At 68.7% G+C, this 16,586-nt stretch carries 14 protein-coding genes and 1 pseudogene; 4 read left to right on the top strand and 11 right to left on the bottom strand.

Going from position 1 to position 16,586, the window contains the following annotated elements:
• Positions 1 to 249: 249 nt before the first annotated feature.
• From ACMGFH_RS12545 to ACMGFH_RS12535, 3 genes are all read left to right on the top strand, one after another.
• A complete protein-coding gene (locus tag ACMGFH_RS12545) occupies positions 250 to 435 on the top strand; it encodes a hypothetical protein (RefSeq protein ID WP_415378784.1) in 186 nt (61 codons plus the stop codon).
• 165 nt (positions 436 to 600) lie between these two features.
• Positions 601 to 828 carry a hypothetical protein gene (locus ACMGFH_RS12540; protein ID WP_415378783.1) on the top strand — a complete coding sequence of 76 codons (228 nt, stop codon included), beginning with the start codon at positions 601 to 603 and terminating at the stop codon, positions 826 to 828.
• Between the two features lie 67 nt (positions 829 to 895).
• Complete coding sequence (locus ACMGFH_RS12535) at positions 896 to 2,281, top strand: FAD-binding oxidoreductase (RefSeq protein WP_415378782.1); 1,386 nt, start codon at positions 896 to 898, stop codon at positions 2,279 to 2,281.
• Positions 2,282 to 2,820: 539 nt separating this feature from the next.
• Here ACMGFH_RS12535 and ACMGFH_RS12530 read toward each other — a convergent pair.
• The 10 genes and pseudogenes from ACMGFH_RS12530 to ACMGFH_RS12485 form a co-directional block, all read right to left on the bottom strand.
• Positions 2,821 to 3,837, bottom strand: coding sequence for a TIGR04024 family LLM class F420-dependent oxidoreductase (locus ACMGFH_RS12530; protein ID WP_415378781.1), 1,017 nt, complete (start codon positions 3,835 to 3,837; stop codon positions 2,821 to 2,823).
• The gene (locus ACMGFH_RS12525) at positions 3,834 to 4,604 is read right to left on the bottom strand and encodes an SDR family NAD(P)-dependent oxidoreductase (RefSeq protein ID WP_415383243.1); all 771 of its coding nucleotides are present in this window, start codon (positions 4,602 to 4,604) and stop codon (positions 3,834 to 3,836) included. Before ACMGFH_RS12525 ends, ACMGFH_RS12530 begins: the two co-directional genes overlap by 4 nt.
• A 245-nt stretch (positions 4,605 to 4,849) precedes the next feature.
• Entirely contained in the window at positions 4,850 to 6,301 is a 1,452-nt protein-coding gene (gene thiC / locus ACMGFH_RS12520) for a phosphomethylpyrimidine synthase ThiC (protein ID WP_415378780.1), read from the bottom strand.
• Between the two features lie 153 nt (positions 6,302 to 6,454).
• Complete coding sequence (locus ACMGFH_RS12515) at positions 6,455 to 6,748, bottom strand: hypothetical protein (protein ID WP_415378779.1); 294 nt, start codon at positions 6,746 to 6,748, stop codon at positions 6,455 to 6,457.
• A 147-nt stretch (positions 6,749 to 6,895) separates the two neighbouring features.
• Positions 6,896 to 7,117, bottom strand: a pseudogene (locus ACMGFH_RS12510) (universal stress protein); the annotation flags it as partial.
• 8 nt (positions 7,118 to 7,125) lie between these two features.
• A complete protein-coding gene (locus ACMGFH_RS12505; RefSeq protein ID WP_415378778.1) occupies positions 7,126 to 7,422 on the bottom strand; it encodes a hypothetical protein in 297 nt (98 codons plus the stop codon).
• Positions 7,423 to 7,676: 254 nt separating this feature from the next.
• Positions 7,677 to 9,818 carry a S9 family peptidase gene (locus ACMGFH_RS12500; protein ID WP_415378777.1) on the bottom strand — a complete coding sequence of 714 codons (2,142 nt, stop codon included), beginning with the start codon at positions 9,816 to 9,818 and terminating at the stop codon, positions 7,677 to 7,679.
• 96 nt (positions 9,819 to 9,914) lie between these two features.
• The gene (locus ACMGFH_RS12495; RefSeq protein WP_415378776.1) at positions 9,915 to 11,516 is read right to left on the bottom strand and encodes an RICIN domain-containing protein; all 1,602 of its coding nucleotides are present in this window, start codon (positions 11,514 to 11,516) and stop codon (positions 9,915 to 9,917) included.
• Between the two features lie 272 nt (positions 11,517 to 11,788).
• The gene (locus ACMGFH_RS12490; RefSeq protein WP_415378775.1) at positions 11,789 to 12,649 is read right to left on the bottom strand and encodes an ABC transporter permease; all 861 of its coding nucleotides are present in this window, start codon (positions 12,647 to 12,649) and stop codon (positions 11,789 to 11,791) included.
• Positions 12,646 to 13,785, bottom strand: a complete 1,140-nt coding sequence (locus ACMGFH_RS12485) for an ATP-binding cassette domain-containing protein (RefSeq protein WP_415378774.1) — start codon at positions 13,783 to 13,785, stop codon at positions 12,646 to 12,648. The genes ACMGFH_RS12490 and ACMGFH_RS12485 overlap by 4 nt, the downstream gene beginning before the upstream one ends.
• An 89-nt stretch (positions 13,786 to 13,874) precedes the next feature.
• Between ACMGFH_RS12485 and ACMGFH_RS12480 the strand changes: the two genes are divergently transcribed.
• Entirely contained in the window at positions 13,875 to 14,561 is a 687-nt protein-coding gene (locus tag ACMGFH_RS12480; RefSeq protein ID WP_415378773.1) for a helix-turn-helix domain-containing protein, read from the top strand.
• A 62-nt stretch (positions 14,562 to 14,623) separates the two neighbouring features.
• On the opposite strand, the gene ACMGFH_RS12475 is transcribed toward ACMGFH_RS12480, so the two are convergent.
• Complete coding sequence (locus ACMGFH_RS12475; RefSeq protein ID WP_415378772.1) at positions 14,624 to 16,465, bottom strand: helicase C-terminal domain-containing protein; 1,842 nt, start codon at positions 16,463 to 16,465, stop codon at positions 14,624 to 14,626.
• Between the last annotated feature and the right edge of the window lie 121 nt (positions 16,466 to 16,586).

The raw sequence follows: 16,586 nt of genomic DNA, 5'->3' as shown, positions 1-16,586 counted from the left end.
CGGGAGCCTATTTGAATATCGCCTCCGCCCGCGATCTGAACCGTCAGCACTCAGTGATCGATGGCCTGTATCGTGTCAGGACAGCCTCCCGACGTGTTTTCCGCATTCTCACACGTCCCGTTGACGGTACTGCGAGGCGCGCCGCGCCGATCGGACGCGACTCCGTTCCGAACGCGTCGCCATCTGGTAACTACTCTGTACAGATTTAGCAGGTGACAATTTATGGGCGGGCGCCGTGGTATCAGCGTGATGAACGAAGAGCGGAGGGCGAGGGACGGACCCGAAACCGACGAGGAGGCGCTGGTCGGGGAATGTACCGAGTGCGGACAGGTGTACTCGTTGCAACGGGGGGCGGACGGCACCGTCGTTCCGATGGGGACAGACGGGGTCTGTCAGTGCGGTAACGACGAGTTCGAACCGCTGTCGGACCTGTAGCGCCACGGCGGTCCGTCACACGCCCGTGCGTGCCGGAACCGCTATCACCGCTCTCGATCGGCCGTACCTCGGTGTCTCAGCCGATGGCGGCGGTCGTCCGGGGGCTCTAACTCTTTTGGCGGTCCGGTTTTTGGCGTCCGCCTCTTATCGCTCGCCTGATCCGCTATGGACCGATCGAGGGAGACGCGCGACGAACAGTTCTGGACCGCCCGGAACTTCGGCGTGTTGCTCGTCTTCACCGCACTGGTCTCGGTCGCGCTGCATGCGGCGACCGGCGATTGGCCGGCCGGGCTCGGCGGCTGGGGCGCCGCGGCGTTCGCGGGCGTCGGACTGGTCCTCCTCGGCCACTCGCTGACACAGCGTGATCTCACGCGACACTCGGTGAATCAGTGACCGACGGTCGTCGGGAGCGGACTTTCCGCCGACGGAGCTAAATGCGACGAGGTCGCTCTCACAGGCAATGACCGAGTACGCCTTTCTGACCGACGCCGTCGGGGACGAGCGGGTGTCGGTCGACGAGTACGTCCGCGACGAACACGCCGGCGACTGGGGCACCCATCCCGAGGACGAGGTCCGCCCCGACGTCGTCGTCTGGCCCACCTCGACGGAGGAGGTCTCGGCTATCCTCGCGGGCGCCCACGAGCGCGGTATCCCCGTCACACCCTTCGCCGCAGGGACCGGTCTGGAGGGCAACGCGGTTCCTGCCCACGAGGGCATTAGCCTCGATACGACGCGAATGGACCAGATTCTCGACGTTCGGCCCGAAGCCCTCCAGATCGAGGTACAGCCGGGCGTCCTCGGGAGCGCGGTGGACGAGGCAGCCGCCGAGCACGGGTTGACGTTCCCGCCGCTGCCCTCGTCGGGCGACATCTCGACCGTGGGCGGGATGATCGCGACCGACGCCAGCGGGATGCAGGCGGTGAAATACGGCGTCGTCGGCGACTGGGTACTCGAACTCGAAGCCGTGCTCGCTGACGGGACCGTGATCTCGGCCGGCAGCGAGGCCGTCAAGAGCTCGGCGGGGTACAACCTCAAAGACCTGATCGTCGGCAGCGAGGGGACGCTGGCGGTCGTCACTCGTGCGACGCTGCAACTCGCGGGCCGCCCGCAGCAGGTCCGCGGCGGTCGAGCGGTCTTCGAGACGTTCGAGGACGCCGCGGGCGCCATCGCCGACGCTATCCAGTCGGGCGTCGACGTGGCGAAGATCGAACTGCTGGGGTCGTTCGCGGCGGAGGTCGCCAACGAGTACGTCGGCACCGACCTCCCCGACGCGCCGATGGTGTTCGTCGAGTTCCACGCCGACCACGGCGTCGACGAGGAGATCGACTTCTGTCGGGCGGTCTTCGCCGACTACGACCCCCTCTCGTTCGAGATGGCCGCCGACGAGGAGATGGCCGAATTGTGGGAACTGCGCCGGGAGATGGCCTACGCCCTCGACGACTACCGGGAACACCTGCGTCCGCTCCACCCCGGCGACGTGACCGTCCCCATCAGCGAGTTCCCGGCGATCATCCGCCACGCCCGCAGCGAGGCCGAGACCGCCGATCTCCCGATGGCCTGCTACGGCCACGCCGGCGACGGCAACCTCCACTACGAGATACTCGTCGACCCCGACGACGACGAGATGGTGGCGGCGGGCGACGCCGTCTACGCCAGCGTCGTCGAGAAGGCGATCGAACTCGGCGGGACCGCCACCGGCGAGCACGGCGTCGGCCTGGGCAAGCGGCAGTTCATGAACCGCGAGCACGGCCGCGACTCCGTGGCCGTGATGCGCTCGATCAAGGACGCGCTGGACCCCGACGGCATTCTGAATCCCGGGAAGATCTTCCCGGACGAGTCAGAGTAAGGCGGCTTCGAGCCCTATCGGGCCCGAATTTTCCAGTGGCGCGCGCCGTCGAGCGGTGCGAGGTCAACCGCAGGGAGACCTCGATGCGAACGGGGAACGCAGTGACCCGTGAGCGTGCCGAGCGATAGCGAGGCCGCGAGACGGAGCCGTGCGAGGTCTTCGGGAGGGTAGTGACCGAAGGCTCGGAAGACGAGTGAAGCGAGTCTTCCGGTGGATGAACGAGGGAGCGCAGCGACCGAGTGAATCGGCTGGGGAGGCGTGTGGTGCGTGGCGGTGCCGTGGGGGGTGGGACTGAAAGGGGCCGGCCGCTGCGAGAACCCGGACGACGTAAGCACCGCAGGCCGTTAGGCCGAGGAGCGCAGCGAGGCCCGGGACCGCAGCGGCCGGGGGCTTTCAACGCCGGTGGTGACGGAACGAGAGCGTCGAAAGTCCCACCACGCTCGCGGACTGCAGCACATTCCGCGCTTCCTCGTCCGCTACTCGGGCGGAAAACCACGCGACAGAGCGCGCAACAACGACTGCTCCGCTCACTCCTCGGACTACTCCGGAGCGAGCGCGCGCATCGTCGCGTCGATCTCGTCGGGTTCGGCGCCCCGCGGGAACGACACTGAGACGGCGTCGACGCCGCCGATCGATTCCCACGCCGAATACCGCTCGCGGCACTCATCGGGCGTTCCGGCGATGCCCAGGTCGTCCAGCAACTCGTCGGAGATGGCGTCCTGGGCGGCGTCGTGATTCCGGTTGGCCCACTCGCTGGCGATCTCGACGGCCTCGTCCTCGTACCCCTGGCGTTCGAGCGCCTCACGGTAGAACGTGCCCATCGCGCCGACGTAGAACGCGAGGTGATTCCGGGCCAGGTCCCGCGCGCGTTCCCGGTCGTCCAGCGCGATACAGGGGAGCGAGAGCGTCACGCGCAGGTCCTCGAAGTCCCGGTCCCCCAGTTCGGCGCCGCGCTCCAGGTCCGCTAACCGGTCCCGTAACCCCTCTTGGGTCAGCATGAGCGCGTGCCAGCCGTCGGCGAAACGGCCTGCCAACTCCACCGACTTCGGCCCCATGCCGGCGGCGTCGATCCCCGGCGGCGTATCCGGTGGATCACAGCGTAGACGCAGACCCGAGAGGGTGAAGATGTCGCCGTCGTACTCGACGCGCTCGCCCGAGAGCACGAGGCGCACGATATCGATGGTCTCGCGGGTCCGGCGCAGCGGACGGTCGTAGTCGGCGCCGTGCCAGCCCTCGACGACGGCTGGGCCGCTCGGGCCGAGACCCACCCTGAGCCGGCCGTCGGAGACCTCCTGCAGGGTCGCCGCGGTCTGACCGATCAGTGCGGGCGAGCGCGAGTAGACGTTCGCGATGGAGGTGCCGATACCGATGTCGTCGGTGTGCTCGGCGATGGCGGTCAGCACCGTGACGGCGTCGCGGCCCCACGTCTCGGGCAGCCACGCGCGGTCGTAGCCCAGTTCTTCGGCGTCCCGTGCGTACTCGACGAGCGTGTCTATCGACGGCTGGGCGGCGACGGGGAGGAACACGTCGCGCGTCGGAGTGGAATGTTCAGTCATAGGTCGGGGGTCTCCTCGATGTCAGGCACGCCGCGGGCGGTGACCGTCTCACCGACGAGGAACGAACTGGCGTCGCTGGCGAGGAACTGCGCGACGTCGGCGATCTCCTCGCTCAAACCGACGTTGCGGTCGAAGCTCTCTCGGTCGATCTCGCCGGGTTCGACACCCATCTGGCTGGCGACACCGGGCGTGGCGACGTAGCCGGGTGCGATACAGTTGACGCGGATCCCGTCGCCGGCCCACTCGTAGCCGAGCGTGCTCGTGAGGTTGATGATCGCCGCCTTCGCGGCGCCGTAGTGGCTCATGTAGGGGGCGCCCTGCTGGCCGGCGACGCTCGCCACGTTGATCACGGTCCCGCCGCCGTCGGCGAGGTGCTCGCGGGCCGCCTGCGTGCAGTTGTACGTCCCGGTGAGGTTCACGTCGACGACGCTCTCCCAGCCGTTCTCGGAGATGTCCGCGAACCCGGCCATGAAGTTCGCACCGGCGTTGTTGACGAGGCAGTCGACCGCCTCGAACTCGTCGGCCGCCGCATCGACGAGCGCCTCGACCTCCGCGCGGTCGCGGACGTCGCACGCTCGGCCGACGGCGCTACCGCCGTCACCCTCGTTCAGCGCGGCGACGGCCTCGTCCACGTCGTCCTCGGTGCGGGCGCAGATCGCCACGTCCGCGCCGTCGGCGACGAACTGTGCGGCGACGGCGCGGCCGATCCCCTTCGTCGCTCCGGTGACGACGGCCGTCTGCCCGGCCACGGAGAACCGGTCGGTCACCGTCTCCCCTCCGCTGTGGTACTTCTTCGCATACTCGTTCACGGGGCCCGCAGGTCCAAATAGGTGCGTAGCACTCCCGACAACTCGTCCGGCGTTTGAAATCGGGAGTGGCTCACTCCGTTCGCCTGAAGACTCGATCCGCTCGTCGTCCGAGTCTGCGCTCACTCCGTTCGCGCCCCGCTGCTCACGGCTCACTCCGTTCGCCGCTCGCAATAACGTGGTCTTCCCTGCGGTCAGACCACGCCTCAATCGTCGGCCGGTTCCTCGTGATCCGGATGGGGATACTCGACGAATTCGGGGAGGTCGGGCACGTCGGCGCCGTCGTGCTCGCCGACGGGCGGGCGGTTGACCTCGGCGGCGGGCGAGGACTCGATGTCGGTCTCGTCGTCGAGCGAGTCCATCGTCCCCTCGCCGTCGGCCTCGCGGGCGTCCTGGTCGATGCGCATCGAGCAGAAGTCGACGCCGCACATCGAGCAGAAGCGGGCATCCTTGTAGTTGTCGCCGGGGAGCGTCTGGTCGTGGAACTCGCGTGCGCGCTCGGGGTCGAGAGCGAGTTCGAACTGCCGGCGCCAGTCGAACTCGTACCGCGCCTCCGAGAGGGCGTCGTCCCAGTCCCGTGCCCCGGGGCGACCGTTCGCCACGTCGGCGGCGTGGGCGGCGATCCGATACGCAGCCAGCCCTTCCCGGACGTCCTCGGCATCCGGCAGCCCGAGGTGTTCCTTGGGGGTGACGTAGCAGAGCATCGCCGCGCCGGCTCGCGCCGCTTCGGTCGCGCCGATGGAGCTGGTGATGTGGTCGTAGCCCGGCGCCACGTCGGTCACGAGCGGGCCGAGCACGTAGAACGGCGCGCCGTCGCAGACCTCCTGCTGGCGCTCGACGTTGTCGGCCACCTCGTCCATCGGGACGTGGCCCGGCCCCTCGACCATGACCTGGACACCGTAGTCCCAGGCGGTCCGGGTCAGTTCTCCGAGGGTGTCGAGTTCGGCGAACTGCGCCTCGTCGCTCGCGTCGGCCAGACAGCCGGGCCGCAGGCCGTCGCCGAGACTGAAGGTCACGTCGTGCTCGGCGAATATCTCGCAGATTGCCTCGAACTTCGTGTACAGGGGATTCTCCATGCCGTTCTCTTCGATCCACTGGGCGAGGATCGAACCGCCGCGGGAGACGATGCCGGTCTTGCGGCCGTCGGTCAGCGGCAGGTGTTCCATCCGGACGCCGGCGTGGATGGTCATGTAGTCGACCCCCTGCTCGGCCTGTTTCTCGATGACGTCGAGCAGGAGTTCGTGGGTCAGGTCGGCCACGTCGTCGACCCGCGTGACTGCCTCGTAGATGGGGACAGTGCCCACCGGTACCGGCGAGTACTCCACGTTGGCCTCACGGATGCGGTCGAGGTCGCCCCCTGTGGAGAGGTCCATCACCGTGTCCGCGCCGTAGTGGACGGCGGTGTGGAGCTTCTCCAGTTCGTCCTCTAGGTCGCTGGTCGTCTCGCTCGCGCCGATGTTGGCGTTGACCTTCGTCCCGAACTCCCGACCGATGATCATCGGGTCCAGCGACTCGTGGCCGCGGTTCGCGGGGATCACTGCCTGGCCCTCGGCGACCTGCTCGCGGACGAACTCGGAGTCGCGATTCTCCCGCTCGGCGACTCGCTCCATCGCCGGCGTGACCTCCCCCTCTCGTGCGCGCTGTAGCTGGGTCGACATCGATTACTAGGTTATACTACTCGATGATAAACGTTCGTGGTCGGGCGACGCCTCGCGGGCGGTGCACTCGAAATCCGAGATAGCAGGCCAAAAAGGGGTTCGAGCGGCGGACAGGGTGCGAGTCGACGGCGTCGCACGCAGCGACGGCGTGCGTCACCAGGGCCAGAGCATCTCGCTCGACGGATTCGAATGGCTCTCCTCGTCATCGGACCGCGGTGAGATATCCCTGCGAGCGACGAACCGGAAGACCAGGTACCCGACGACCGTAAGGACGATTCCGGCCGTTCCGTTGACGAGCACGATCTCCGCTGTCACGGGCACCACGTCCGATACGAGAAAGTGAAGGGCCCTGAGCGTCAGGAACCCGCCGACCAGCACCGACGCCATCGCGACCAGCGTCCCAGCGGCCGAGACGACCCACGTTTTCGAAGGCAGTAGCGGTGCCATATCGGCAGTACGACGTGTATATTTATTGTCTTTTCGCACGACCGGTCGATGTCGAAGGACGGGCGAAGACGCCACCGGCGGCGGGACTACGAGACGTCGGGACCGACGAAGGAGAGCGAGCGTCGCCTCGTGGCTTCCTGCTGCTCGTTACTCGTCGACGCGAATCGTCATCACGGGAACCGGGGACTCGCGGACGACGTTCTCGGCGACGCTGCCGATGAGGTAGTGGTCCAGCCCGGTCCGGCCGTGGGTACCCATGACGACCAGATCCGGGTCGCTCTCCGCGACGTAGTCGAGAATCGCGGACCTGGGGACGCCTTCCTCGACGACTCGATCGGCGGGGACGGCGGCCGGAAGCGTCGCGACGGCCGTCCCGCTCAGGTGTCGAACTGGTAGGCGTCGGCCGCGCTGGCCTCCGAGGGCTCGACGTCCGGTTCGTCGACGTCGGCGTCCCTGTCGAGCGTATACCTAAGCACCAGATAGCCCGCGGCGCCGAGCGCCAGCCCGACGACGGCTCGCGGGCTCGCCTGTGCGGACGCGAGCGTCCGCCCCGAGGCGAACAGGAGTTCGTAGGCCGTGACACCGACCATCGCGACACCGAGCGCCAACAGCCCGTAGCCGAGCAGCGTTCCTCCGACCGAGACGAGCCGCTCACGTTCGACGGAGCCTTCCATACCGTCGCTTCGGACCGGTCACATATTAGACCTGTTACTGGCCGAACCACTTTCCGGTATTCGAGTCGAATCCGACCCGCACCGGGAGCCGACGTCGGCGCGAAAACCCTAACCGTCCCCGTGCAAACGTTCGCGTATGAACTTCATCGGACTGGACCGCCAGCAGATCATGGCGCTCATCATGGTGTTCCTGATGATCGGGTCCGCCGTGGTCTACGTCCTCGCGTACGCCCTCGGTTAGCCGAGCGGCCACCTCACGAGTCCCGATCCTCGTCGGACGGCCGCTCGGGGTCGAACCGGGCGACCCACTCGTCGAGCGTCTCGAACCGATGGATCGCGCGGTCGGGGTCGCCGACGTTGTGGTGTTCGTCGGGGTAGACGACGAGTTTCGACTCGACGCCGCGCTTGCGGAGCGAGCGGTAGAGCTGTTCGGACTGGGTGGGCGGACACCGCCAGTCGTTCCCGCCGGCGGTCAAGAGTAGCGGCGTGTCTAGCTGGTCGACGTCGGTGATCGACGAGGCGGCCTCGTAGGCCTCGGGGTTCTCCCACGGGAGGCCGAAATCGTGTTCGAACCACTTGTGGGAGTCGTCGGTGCCGAACGACGAGCGCATGTCGTAGACGCCGTGTTCGGCCAGCCCCGCGCGGAAGCGGTCGGTCCGCGTCAGGACGTAGGCGGTGTTGACCCCGCCCTGTGAGAACCCACCGACGAACAGCCGGTCCGGCTCGGCCCAGCCGCGCTCGACCAGGTCCTCCGTTCCCGCCAGCAGGTCCGCGACTTCGAGCGTGTTCCACGCGCCCTTGAGCGCCTCGCAGAACTCGCGACCGTAGGAGGTCGACCCGCGGTAGTTGACGTTGTAGACGAGGTAGCCCCGCGTCGTCCAGAACGTCGTCATGAGCGAGAACTGCGGCTGGTCGTAGGCCATCGGCCCGCCGTGGATCCACAGGAGCGTCGGCCGCGGGTCGGGGTCCTCGGGATCGAAGTCGGGTGGGTAGGAGGCGATCCCCTCTACCTCGGTGCCGTCGTCGCTCTCGAAGGCCAGCCGGGCGGTCTCGGGATGGTCGTAGTCGGCTATCAGCTCCGGATTCAGTTCGGTGAGCCGGCGGCGGGGGTCTTCGTCGCCAGCGCCCGCGTCGAGATCGGCCGCGTCCATCGCGTAGACGTCTATCCCCTCCGAGGGGTCGCTGCGAACGAACGCGACGGACTCGCCCTCGGCGTCGAACTGCCAGACGGTCTCGTCGCGGGGCTGGCGGTCGAAAACGCGTTCCGTCCCGCCCGCGGCGTCGATTTCTACGAAGCGCGTCCAGCCGCCGTCGCCGATGGTCGCGAGAAGTCGGCCGTCGTCCAGCCAGATCGGCATGCCGAACCAGCCGATCGTTCGGTCGAGGTCCCCCGTGACCGCGTCGTACGCCCAGGATTCGGCGTCGGCGACGAACACGTCGAACGGAACGTAGAGGTTGTCGGGCGCCCGTCCGGCGAACGCCAGCCGGTCGCCGTCGTGACTCCAGACCGGGCCCGACGCGCGGTACTCGCCGTCCGTGATCCGTTCGACGGTGCCTGTCTCGACGTCCGCGACGAACACGTCCTGCACGTAGGTGTCGTCGCCGTTCTCGCCGTCGTAGCTCACGAAGGCGATCCGGTCCTCGTCGGGGTGCCAGGCCGGTTGCATGCCGGTCCCCTCGCCGCCGATCCCGCCGGCGGTGGCGTCGTCGAGCCGGCGCTCCTCGCGGGTCGCCACGTCGACGACGAACAGGTAGGTCGTCACCGTGTCGAGCCACCCCTTGCCGTCGTACTTGTGCTGGAGGCGCTCGGTCTCGATGGGGCCGTCCTCGCGGCGCTGGTCGAGGTACTCTCGCTCCTCGTCGGTCGGGTCGCGGGCCGAGATCACGACGCGCTCGCCCTCTGGTCCCCAGTCGAAGTCGCTGACGCCCTCCTCGCGGTCGGTCACCTGCCGGGCGTCGCCCCCGAGTTCGAGGTCGTACACCCAGACCTGCGGTTTGGGTTCGTCGTCGCCGTTCGCTTCGTTCGATTCGTCGGCTTCCTCGTCGTCTGCCTCGTCCTCGTCGGCCCCGTCTTCGTCGCCCTCGCCAGCCTGGTCGGCGTCTCCGTTTTCGTCGTCCCGTCCCACCCGCAGGGATAGGTCCTCGTCGCGGACCATCACGACGCCGAGTTTCGAGCCGTCGGGCGACCACTCGACGTTCCACGCACCGGAGGCGCGGGTCAGTCGGTGCGGGTCACGACTCCCGTCTGCGGGTGCGACGAACACGGACTGGTGCGTCTCGTCCTCGTCGGGATCGGCCTCGCTCGCGGCGAACGCCACGCGCTCGCCGTCCGGCGAGACGGCGAGTTCGCCGGGCCGCGTCCGGTCGTAGATCGCGTCGGCAGGCAGTTCGTCCATGCCGCGCCCGTCGGCTCGCCGTCACTTACCAGTTCGGTCCGCGTGCGAGGGCGTATCACGGATCGAGGGCCGGTCACGGCCCGGCAGCTCCCCGTCTCAGACCGACGAGAACGTCCAGCGCTGGTGGGCGCCGTCGCTCCAGGACTGCTGTTCGACGTTCGCGCCGTCGGAGGTGGCGGCGTCGGCGACGCCGACGGCCATCCCGCTGTGGACCGGCTGGACCCGGTACTCGCCGTTCCCCTGGTCGATCAGTTCGAACCGCTGGTGGTCCCCGCCGCTGTCGGTCCATTGCTGGACATTGGCGCCATCGCCGGTCTCCGCGTTGGCGACTTCGAGGACCTTCCCGCTGTGGACCGCCTCGAACGTGTAGGTGCCGTCGCCGTTCTGCGTGACGGTCCACTGCTGGTTCTCGGCGCCGCCGTAGGGCCACTGGAGCACGTTGCCGCCGTCGCCGGTGTCGCCCCCGGACACGTCCATCGCCTGACCGCTGTTGACGTTGGCGACCTGGTAGGTGCCGTCGGCGAGGCCGCCGGAGTCGCCGTCGCTGCCGTCGTCTCCGCCGCCCCCGTCGTCGCCCCCGCTGCCGTTGACGGTCTCGTCGAGCCACGTCTTGATGTACCCGCCGGCCTGCTCGTCGCCGTCCTTGAGCGTCCAGGGCTCGTTCGCGCCCGCGTCGGGCGAACTGAAAAAGGTCGGCGCCCACGAGTCGTCGAAACACCAGGCTGCCCAGCCCATGTTCTCGTAGCCTTCCACCCAGTTCCGGAAGGGCTCGCCCCACCCGGATGTGGTCCCCTGGTCGACGTTCGCGTCGCCGTCGGGGTCCCAGCCGAACTCGGTGATGAAGATGGGGACCTCGCTCGCGGGGGCGCCGTAGGTCCCGTCGAAGTCCGACGGCTGGCCGTTCGACGGGTAGATGTGGCCCGAGTAGATCAGGTCGTTCCCGCTGAAGGGGTCGTCGGGCGCCGCGTCGGGGACGGAGGTCCACCGCGGCGACCCGATGACGATCGGCGTCTCGGACGCGAGCTCGCGGACGCGGTCGACCCACGGCTGAGCCACGCCCTTCCAGGTGCTCCAGGCCTGCTGGTCGTCGTCCCAGTAGGCCGGCTCGGTCGGCTCGTTGAACAGCTCGAAGAGGACGTGCGAGTCGTCGGCGAACGCCGGCGCCGCCTCGTTCCAGAAGTTCCGCACGACTTCGTCGGGATACTTGTCGTAGGTCGTGTCCGAGTCGTCCGTCGCCTGCTCCGTGTACGGCCGCACGAGGTGCAGGTCGACCATGGCGTAGATGCCGCGGTCGGCGCACAGGTCGACGATCGGTCGAACGTAGTTCTGGACGTAGTTCGCGGCCCCGTAGTGGGAGATCGAGTCCTGCGTGCAGGGGATGCGCAGCAGGTTCGGGTGCCAGCCCCTGTCGGCGTCGGTCGCCCACTCGGCCACGTCCATCGACGACTTCGGATGGAAGCGCTCGTAGAACCCGGCGTCCGCCATCGCGATGCCCCGGAGCTTGACGTCGTTGCCGTCGGCGTCCCTGATCCACTTCCCCTCCGTGTGCAACCGCGAGGGCGCCGCCGCAGCCGTGCCGCTGAGGCTGCCGAGCGCCAGCGCCCCCACCCCGGCCCCTGCCGCCCGGAGGACGGACCGCCGGGAGGTTCTCAGTGTCTGTTCGCCGCCACACGCGTCTTGCATGGTATTATCAGTCATGCGGAAACCGATTCCGAACAATAGTATAAATAAATAATGTCAATGTAATACAATGGTGGATAAATACAGAACGTGTGACCGTTTGTTCCGGCGCACCGGCGAGCCACGCGAAACTCCGTTGTACGCACCACTGCGGCAATCGGGTCGAAACCGCTCGCAGACGCGTCAGCGGCGCGCACGCGCTCGGCACGGGGTGTCGAACGCGCGGGGGACCGGCGCTCTCCGCGCGCGAATCGTCGATCGCGCGAAGTCGGTCGGTGCACCCGGGGCGGTCAGACCGCCGTGGAACTCGTGGCGCGACCGAGCAGTCTGACGGCCAGCCCGCCGACGAGCAGGTTCAGGGCGACGAGCACGACGACGGCGGGAACGAGCGTGTCGGCGACGCCGCCGAACCGGCTAACCGACAGCACCGTGAGGACGTCCTCGCCGAGGACCAGCGCCCGCACCGCGTCGACGCCGTAGGTCACCGGGTTGAACGTCGCCGCGAACTCGATATCCGACGACAGGGGGACGAACGCCGGTGAGAGGAAGAGCAGCGGGAACATGAACAGTAGCGAGGCGGCGTTGACCACCTCGTCGTCCCGCGCTAGCAGCCCCACGACGTTCGAAACTGCCATGAACAGCAGCCCGACCAGCAGACAGACGGCGAGGATACCGACCAGCCCGGCGGCGCCGGTCTCGATCCGCGCGCCCATCGCGAGCGCCAGTCCGAGGACGACGAGCAGTTGGACGACGATCCGAGCCAGCTCGGAGGCGGCTTTGCCCGTGAACACCGCCGTCGCGGACATCGGCGAGACGAGGCTCTTCTCGAACATGCCGCTCTCGAGGTCGTCGACCAGCCCCATCCCGGAGGAGAAGGCCGACCCCATCGTCGCCTGCAGGAGGACCGCGGGCAGGAGGTAGGTCACGTAGTCCACGTCGGCGAAGCCGGCGCGTTCGAGTGCGACCGCGCCCACGTCGCCGAAGACCGCTGAGAACAGCACCAGTGAGAAGGCCGCCACGACGATCTCCAGCACAAACGCGGTGGGGTTGTGGACCGCCTTTCGCGTCCACCGCTCGACGTTTACCCGCACGTCGCCGAGGAACGTATTCCCGGTCTCCGAGACAGTCGCCGTCCTCTCGTGCGAACTCACGCGTCCACCTCCGACGTCGCCGTGGACCCGGAGTCCGCTTCGGTAGCGGATTCCTCGTCGCTCGCAGCTCGATCGTCGCTCGCGGCGAGCCCAGCGACCGACTCGTCGGCGATGGCGAGGAACACGTCGTCGAGGGTCGGCTCTTCGACGGCGAACCCGGAGACCGTCACGCCGGCGTCCCGGAGCGCCAGCAGGAGGGCCGGCCCGAGCTCGCCGGCGTCCCGGGTCGTCACCCTGAGACCGCTCTCGGTCGTCTCGACGGACGCCTCCGCTCCCAGCGCGGGCGCCTCCCGGACGACCGATGCGGCGGCCGCTACCGCGTCGGGGCCGCCGCTTTCGCCGCCGACCGAGAGTTCGAGTATCTCGCCGCCGACGCGACGCTTCAGGGCGTCGGGTGACCCCTCCTCGACGATGCGGCCGTCGCGGATGACTGCGAGGCGGTCGCAGAGACGGTCGGCCTCTTCGAGGTACTGCGTGGTGAGGAACACCGTCGTCCCCCGGGCGTTGATCCGCCGGAAGTAGTCCCACAGCCGGTTTCTGGCCTTCGGGTCCAGCCCCGTCGTCGGCTCGTCGAGGAAGACCAGTTCCGGGTCGTGGACCAGCGCGGTCGCCGCGTCCAGCCGCTTTTTCATCCCGCCGGAGAAGTTCCCCGCCGGCGTGTCGGCCACGTCGGCGAGGTCGATCAGTTCGAGCAACTCGTCGATGCGTTCGGCCCGCTCGGCCCGCGCCACGCCGTACGCGTCGCAGGCGAACGCGAGATTCTCCCGGGCGGACAGTTCCTCGTCGACGCTCGTCTCCTGGGCCATGTACCCGATCGAGGCCCGGACTGCGGTCCGCTCGGTGACCGCGTCACGGCCGTTGATCCGGACGGTCCCGCCCGTCGGATCCAGCAGGGTCGCCAGCACCTTGATCGTCGTCGTCTTCCCCGCGCCGTTGGGGCCGAGGAAGCCGAAGAACTCCCCGCGCGGGACGGCGAGCGTCACGTCCTCGACGGCCGTCGTGCCGTCAGCGTACGTGAGTTCGAGCCCCTCGACATCGATAGAGAGCGGCCGGTCGGTCGTCGCGTCCGCTCCGCCGTTCGTCGCCTCCGTTCCATCGGTCCCGGTCCGCTCGGGTGGATTCGCTGTGTCCGACATCCGTATCGGCGGCTGGCGCGGCGCCCGGGTGGGCGTTCCGGGCGGCATAGAATCGGGTTTTATTACCCCCTCGCCTGACGTGTCGGGCGATGAAACACGTCCGTCTCACGGCCCGCCTCGATCCGGAGCGGGCGCCGGCGTTTTTCGATCTTCTCGCGAACACGCCGGCGATCGAGCGAGTGGCCGTCCGCGACTGGAACCTCACCGCCGCGGACGCGATGCTCCTGTTCGCGGTCGACGGCGACCCCGTCCCCCTGGCCGAAGCGGCGCCCGAAACCGAGGGCGTCGAGGGCTGCGAGGTGTCGGGCCGGCCCGACGAGGGCGGCGACGGCGGCGACGCACAGGTGCTCGTTCACGTCCGGCGGTCGGCGGTCCCGATATTCAGTTGCCTCGCGAGCGCGCTCGAAGCCGGCGGGCTGATCGTCCGCACGCCGGTCGTCTTCCGCGACGGCGAGGTACACGCCCGGATCGTCGGCGACCCCGGCCCCCTGCAGGACGCCTTCGAGCGCCAGGGCGACGACATCGACGTCCGGGTCGACGAGATATCCTCGACGCCCACTGCTGACCGGGGAACCAGTCGGTCTCTGAGCGACCGACAGCGAGAAGCCGTCGTCGCGGCGCAGGAACTGGGCTACTACGACCAGCCCCGGGGCGCGACCCACCAAGATGTCGCTGCCGTGCTGGGGTGTTCGGCGCAGACCGCCGGGGACCACCTCCGGAAGGCCGAGGCGAAGCTGGTCGACGCTGCGATGGACGCGCTCGGTTCCGAGGTGTGACGAGCGCCGCTCGCTGGTACGTCGTCACCATCCGGACGTGAGCCGGGACGAGAACGGCGCGTTCACTCCGTGTCCCACACGTCGGCGATGGGGTTGGACTTCGACTTCGACCGCCGGGAGCGGCGTCTGCTCCGCGAACTCCCGCCGTCGTCATCGTCGGAGCCCCCGGTCGACGCTGACGCACCCGAGGATGCCCCCGAGCCGGACCCACCGTTCGACCCCGGCGACCGGGAGCGACTCGATCCGCCGGTCGTCCCGCCGCTCGAACCGGTCGCGGCGGCGGTGTCGACTGCGGGCAGGTCGGGCTCGCTCATCCGGTCGACCTGCTCGGCGAACCAGTCGGGCATGTCCACGCGGGCGCGCTCGAAGAGGTCGAGCAGGGAGGTGTCGGCGAGGTACGTCGCGCCGTGGTCGTCCGGCGCCCGCACCACGCGGCCGCAGGCCTGGATGACCGTCCGGAGCGCGGTCCGGTAGTACCAGCCCCACTGGTCGTCCTCCAGCCGCGCCGCCACCCTGGAGTCGCGCGTGTTGGGATACGGCGCCTTGCAGAGCAGTTGCCAGCGACAGAGGTCCCCCTCCAGGTCCAGCGCCTCCTCCATCTTCACCGAGAGGAAGACGTCGGGGTCGTCCACGCGCTTCCACGTCGACAGCTGGGCGTCCCGGTCCGCGGAGTCGTGGGCGCGCACGCGAGAGTCGACGCCGAAGTCGCGGAGGTGTTCCTGCAGTTGCTCCTGGATGGCGTAGGAGTGGCAGTGGACCAGTCCCTTCTCGTCGGGATGTGCCTGCATGATCCGGACGAGCGTCTCGGCGACGCGGGGGATGGTCTGGTCGCGGGCCTCGTAGGTCATCTTCCCCTGGGTCACGTCGTACAGCGGTCGGTTCTCGACGGGGAAGGTGTGCGGTACCTCCACGAGGGCGACCCGGTCCGCGGAGAGGCCGACGTTGGCGCAGAAGGCGTCCTTGTTGAGGATGGTCGCCGACAGCAGCGCGAAGTTGCTCGCGCGGTCCCAGACGGTGTGTTTGAGGTACTTCTCGGGCGCCATCGGCTTGATCGTCACCCGCGAGCCCCCGCCGTCGGGCTGGTCGACGACCCACGTCGTCGCGCTCTCGGGGTCCCGGTAGTCCTCACAGAACCACGACAGGTCGGACTGGAGCTGGACGAGCTTGTCCCGCTCGGCGGCCTCCTCGGGCGCGAGTTCGGCCTGCTGGCGCACCTCCGTGAGTCGGCGGCCGGCCATGGTGTGGAGAGTGTCGGCGTAGCTGACAGCGTCGTCGAGACCGTCGATATCGGGGGGTTCGCAGGCGTCCCAGATGGGGACGGTGTCGGGACCGAGGTCGATGGTCGCGTACATCTCGGCCCAGTTGCCCAGCCCGTGCGCTTCGTCGATAACGAGCACGTCGCGCTGGCCGAACACGTCCGAGCCGGCGGTCTGCATGAAGTAGGCGAGCGTCATCGCGGCGATACGGTTGTTCGCGGCGATGGCGCGGTCGGAGAAGTAGGGGCAGCGGTGCTGGACCTGGCAGTCGAACATCCGCTCGCGGGCGCAGGGCGCCTGGTCGACGGGGGTGTCGGTCTCCCCGGGGAGGATGCAGTCGTAGTTGTTCTTCCCGCGGATGACCTTCAGGTCGGCCAGCAGGTCGTCGCCGGCCACGTCGTCCAGTTGCGAGACCTGCGGGGTGGTGTAGTAGGCGTCGATGGGTTCGCCGGCCTCGCTCTCGCCGGCGGTCCGGGCGCAGCCGGCGATGGCGCGGGCGAGCAGGGACTTGCCGCTGCCGGTCGGCGCGCGCACGAGGACCACGTCGTTGTCGGCCTCGAAGGCGTCGCGGATGTCAGCGAGCGCTTGCTCCTGCGCGCCGCGGTAGGAAGGCGCCGGGAACTCGTCGAATATCCGACCCGGTTGCACGCACGGAGGCAGGCGGGCGGTCCGCCTAAAACTGCCGGTCGTCGCCGGACCGCGGTCGAGGGTTTTCGGGGACGGCGGCGGCCTCCCCGGACCGGAATCGTTTTTGGATCTCCGCTGTCAC

The sequence above is a fragment of the Halosimplex rarum genome, assembly GCF_047715405.1.
GTDB classification, from domain to species: Archaea; Halobacteriota; Halobacteria; order Halobacteriales; family Haloarculaceae; genus Halosimplex; species Halosimplex rarum.
The sequence above is the reverse complement of the archived record's forward strand: the minus strand, read 5'-3'. Positions and strand labels throughout refer to the sequence as shown.

Bases quoted from the DNA above. Each gene is read 5' to 3' on its own strand.
- ACMGFH_RS12545 (WP_415378784.1), top strand. From the start codon at position 250: ATGAACGAAGAGCGGAGGGCGAGGGACGGACCCGAAACCGACGAGGAG.
- ACMGFH_RS12540 (WP_415378783.1), top strand. From the start codon at position 601: ATGGACCGATCGAGGGAGACGCGCGACGAACAGTTCTGGACCGCCCGG.
- ACMGFH_RS12535 (WP_415378782.1), top strand. From the start codon at position 896: ATGACCGAGTACGCCTTTCTGACCGACGCCGTCGGGGACGAGCGGGTG.
- ACMGFH_RS12530 (WP_415378781.1), bottom strand. From the start codon at position 3,837: ATGACTGAACATTCCACTCCGACGCGCGACGTGTTCCTCCCCGTCGCC.
- thiC (WP_415378780.1), bottom strand. From the start codon at position 6,301: ATGTCGACCCAGCTACAGCGCGCACGAGAGGGGGAGGTCACGCCGGCG.
- ACMGFH_RS12515 (WP_415378779.1), bottom strand. From the start codon at position 6,748: ATGGCACCGCTACTGCCTTCGAAAACGTGGGTCGTCTCGGCCGCTGGG.
- ACMGFH_RS12505 (WP_415378778.1), bottom strand. From the start codon at position 7,422: ATGGAAGGCTCCGTCGAACGTGAGCGGCTCGTCTCGGTCGGAGGAACG.
- ACMGFH_RS12500 (WP_415378777.1), bottom strand. From the start codon at position 9,818: ATGGACGAACTGCCTGCCGACGCGATCTACGACCGGACGCGGCCCGGC.
- ACMGFH_RS12495 (WP_415378776.1), bottom strand. From the start codon at position 11,516: ATGACTGATAATACCATGCAAGACGCGTGTGGCGGCGAACAGACACTG.
- ACMGFH_RS12485 (WP_415378774.1), bottom strand. From the start codon at position 13,785: ATGTCGGACACAGCGAATCCACCCGAGCGGACCGGGACCGATGGAACG.
- ACMGFH_RS12480 (WP_415378773.1), top strand. From the start codon at position 13,875: ATGAAACACGTCCGTCTCACGGCCCGCCTCGATCCGGAGCGGGCGCCG.